The following is a 4864-nucleotide window of genomic DNA, read 5'->3' as shown; positions in this document are numbered from 1 at the left end:
CGACACTGATATCGATGGAATGATCGATCCAACTACAGTAACAATTGTGACGCCTCCAACCAATGGAACAGTAACAGTAGACCCTGTAACAGGAGAGGTAACATATACTCCAAACCCTGATTTTGTAGGAACAGATACGTTCGAATATCAAGTGTGTGATGATGGTACTCCAGTAGTTTGTGATACCGCTATAGTAACAGTAACGGTAGATCCTATTAATGATGCACCAATTGCAACCGATGACACAGCTTCTACAAATGAAGACACAGACGTAATTATCGATGTAACTGGAAATGATACTGATATTGATGGAAGTATTGATCCTACTACAGTAACTATTATAACTCCACCTACTAACGGAACAGTAACAGTTGATCCTATAACAGGTGAAGTAATTTATACTCCGAACCCTGACTTTAACGGAACCGATACATTTGAGTATAATGTTTGTGATGACGGTACTCCTGTTATTTGCGATACAGCAACGGTGACCGTAACAGTAGATCCTGTAAATGATGGTCCTGTTATCGTAGACGATACAGTGAGCGTTGATGAAGATGACACGGTACTTATAGACGTAACAGCAAATGATACTGATATCGATGGAGCGATCGATCCAGCTACGGTAACAATTGTAACTGCTCCTACTAACGGAACGGTAACAGTGGATCCTATAACTGGAGAGGTAACGTATACTCCAAATCCAAATTTTAGTGGAACCGATACTTTTGAATATCAAGTTTGTGATGACAGTACTCCTGCTCTTTGTGATACAGCTACAGTAACAGTAACTGTTGATGAAGTGAATGACGCTCCAGTTGCAGAAGATGATTCAGAAACGACTTCTGAAGACACTCCAGTAACAATCGATGTGGCAAATAACGATACTGATCTTGATGGAGTAATCGATCCTACTAGTGTAGTGATCGTGACAGCACCGACAAACGGTACAGTAACAGTAGATCCTGTAACAGGAGAAGTAACGTATACTCCGAATCCTGATTTTAATGGAACCGATACATTCGAGTATCAGATCTGTGATGATGGAACTCCTGTTCTTTGTGATACAGCTTCAGTAACCATTACGGTAGATCCTATTAATGATGGACCGGTTGCAGTAGATGATTCAGAAACAACACTGGAAGATACTCCAGTAACAATTAATGTAACAGCTAATGATACCGATCTGGATGGAAGTATCGATCCAACTTCAGTAACTATAGTAACAGCACCAACAAACGGTACTGTGACAGTTGACCCTGTGACTGGAGAAGTAACATATACTCCAAACCCTGATTTTACAGGGACAGATACTTTCCAATACCAAGTATGTGATGATGGTACTCCTGTAATCTGTGACATTGCAACAGTAACGGTAACAGTAGACCCTGTAAATGATGCACCAATCGCAATGGATGATGTTTCAACTACCGACCCTGGTGTTGATGTAATCATTCCTGTGTTAACAAATGATAGTGATATCGACAGTCCAATAAATCCTGCGAACGTAACAATCATTACCAACCCTACTAATGGTACGGTTGTGGTAAATGCCGACGGTACGATTACTTACACGCCAAATCCTGATTTTGTAACGGGAACCGATACGTTTGAATATCAGATTTGTGATGATGGTACTCCTGTGTTATGTGATATCGCATTGGTAACTGTAATTGTGCCAAAATCATTCTTGCCTCCTACAGCGAATGCTGATACCAATAGTACAATGGAAGACACAACTTTAATGGTTGATGCTGCTTCAGGTTTATTGAATAATGATACAGATCCAAACCCAGATGAAACACTAACGGTTATAGGTTTTGAAGTGAATGGAATGACGTACGTTTCTGGAACTACGGTTTCATTAACTGAAGGAGACCTTACTATTAATGATGATGGTAGTTATACATTTATTCCTGCTGAAAACTATAATGGACCAGTTCCTGAAGTGCTTTACACAATCAGTGATGGTAATGGAGGTGAAGATACTAGTACATTGAATATAAACGTAACTCCTGTAAATGATGGACCTGTTGTTGAAGATGACGCTGTAGTTAGTACGGAAGATACTCCAGTAATTATAGATGTTACAGCAAACGATAGTGATATTGATGGAAATATAGATCCAACTTCAGTAACTATAGTAACACCACCAACAAATGGTACGGTAACTATCGACCCTGTAACGGGAGAAGTAACATATACTCCAAATCCAGATTTTAGTGGAACAGATACTTTTGAATATGAAGTGTGTGATAATGGAGTCCCTGTAATTTGTGATACAGCGACAGTGACCGTGACAGTGGGTGCGATAAATGACGCTCCAATTGCAGAGGATGATTCAGAAATAACTTCTGAAGATACTCCAGTAACAATTGATGTAGCAAGTAACGACACCGATCTTGATGGAATGATAGATCCTACAAGTGTTGTGATTGTTACTCCACCAACAAATGGTACGGTAACGATCGATCCTGTAACAGGAGAAGTAACATATACTCCGAACGCTGATTTTAATGGAACAGATACATTCGAGTATCAGATCTGTGATAATGGTGTTCCTGTACTTTGCGATACAGCTACGGTAACAGTAACTGTAGATCCAGTAAACGATGCTCCGATTGCAGAGGATGATTCAGAAATAACTTCTGAAGACACTCCAGTAACAATCGATGTAGCAAATAACGACTCCGATCTTGATGGAATAATCGATCCTACCAGTGTAGTGGTCGTGACTCCTCCAACAAACGGAACGGTAACAGTAGATCCTGTAACCGGAGAGGTAACGTATACTCCAAATCCTGATTTTGCGGGAACCGATACATTTGAGTATCAGATCTGTGATGATGGTGTTCCTGTTCTTTGCGATACAGCTACAGTAACAGTAACGGTAGATCCGATCAACGATGCTCCGATTGCAGAGGACGATTCAGAAACTACTTCTGAAGACACTCCAGTAACAATCGATGTAGCAAATAATGATACCGATCTTGATGGAATAATCGATCCTACTAGTGTAGTGGTCGTTACATCACCAGCAAACGGTACAGTAACAGTAGACCCTGTAACAGGAGAAGTAACATATACTCCGAATCCTGATTTTAATGGAACCGATACGTTTGAGTATCAGATTTGTGATGATGGTGTTCCTGTTCTTTGTGATACTGCAACGGTAACGGTGACAGTAGATCCGATCAACGATGCACCAGTAGCAGAAGATGATAGTGTTTCTACAGATGAAGACATGGCTGTTATTATTGATGTAACAGATAACGATACTGATATCGATGGAACGATCGATCCAGCCACAGTAACGATTGTGACAGCACCGACAAACGGTACGGTAACAGTAGATCCTGTAACAGGAGAAGTGACGTACACTCCGAATCCTGATTTTGCAGGAACCGATACATTTGAATATAATGTATGTGACGATGGTACTCCTGTACTTTGTGATACAGCAACAGTAACAGTAACAGTAGATCCAATAAATGATGGACCTATAGCGACAGATGATACGGCAAGTACTACGGAAGATACTCCTGTAGTAATCGATATAGTAGCTAATGATACTGACTTAGATGGAAGTATTGATCCTACCACAGTAACCATTGTAACACTTCCTTCGAACGGTACGGTAACAATCGATCCTGTAACAGGAGAAGTAACGTATACTCCAAACCCTGATTTTGCAGGAACCGATACATTTGAGTATCAAGTTTGTGATGATGGTGTTCCTGTAATATGTGATACTGCAACGGTAACGGTGACAGTAGATCCTATTAACGATGGTCCTGTTGTAGAAGACGATACAGTGAGTGTTGATGAAGATGATACAGTAACAATTGATGTAACAGCAAATGATACTGATATCGATGGAACGATCGATCCTTCTACAGTAACAATTGTGACGCCTCCAACCAATGGAACGGTAACAGTTGACCCAGTAACAGGAGAAGTAACTTATACTCCGAACCCTGACTTTAACGGAACCGATACATTTGAGTATGAAGTTTGTGATGATGGCACTCCAGTTGTTTGTGATACAGCAACGGTAACAGTAACAGTAGATCCTATTAATGATGGACCTGTTGTAGAGGATGATGTTGTAAGCACTGAAGAGGATACTCCATTAGTGATAGATGTAACAAATAATGATACTGATATCGATGGAGCGATTGATCCTGCCACGGTAACGATTGTAATACCTCCAACAAATGGAACGGTAACGGTAGATCCTATAACGGGTGAAGTAACCTATACTCCAAATCCTGATTTTGTAGGAACGGATACTTTTGAATATAATGTTTGTGATGACGGTACTCCTGTTATTTGCGATACAGCAACGGTGACTGTAACAGTAGATCCTGTAAATGATGGTCCTGTTGTAGAAGACGATACAGCGACTACTAATGAGGATGTTCCAGTCGTAATAGATGTAACGAATAATGATACTGATTTGGATGGAGCTATTGATCCTACTACAGTAACTATTGTAACGCTTCCGACCAACGGAACGGTAACGATCGATCCAATCACTGGTGAAGTAACATACACCCCAGACCCTAACTTTGTAGGAACCGATACTTTTGAATACAATGTTTGTGATGACGGTACTCCTGTTATTTGTGATACAGCAACGGTAACAGTAACAGTAGATCCTGTAAATGATGGTCCTGTTGCAGAAGACGATACAGTGAGCGTTGATGAAGATGACACGGTAGTAATAGATGTAATAGCAAACGACACTGATATCGATGGAACTATCGATCCAACTACAGTAACAATTGTGACGCCTCCAACCAATGGAACAGTAACAGTAGATCTATGCACTGTAGAAAGCAGACCAAGCCGTGAACAGAAA

At 40.5% G+C, this 4864-nt stretch carries 1 protein-coding gene; it reads left to right on the top strand.

All coding sequences use genetic code 11. From position 1 onward, the window contains the following. Positions 1–4864, top strand: a 4864-nt coding sequence (locus ULVI_RS01900; protein WP_157632549.1) for a tandem-95 repeat protein, incomplete at both ends; no start/stop codon positions are given.

The organism is Cochleicola gelatinilyticus (assembly GCF_001637325.1).
Classification (GTDB): domain Bacteria; phylum Bacteroidota; class Bacteroidia; order Flavobacteriales; family Flavobacteriaceae; genus Cochleicola; species Cochleicola gelatinilyticus.
This window is presented reverse-complemented; position numbering and strand designations above follow the sequence as displayed.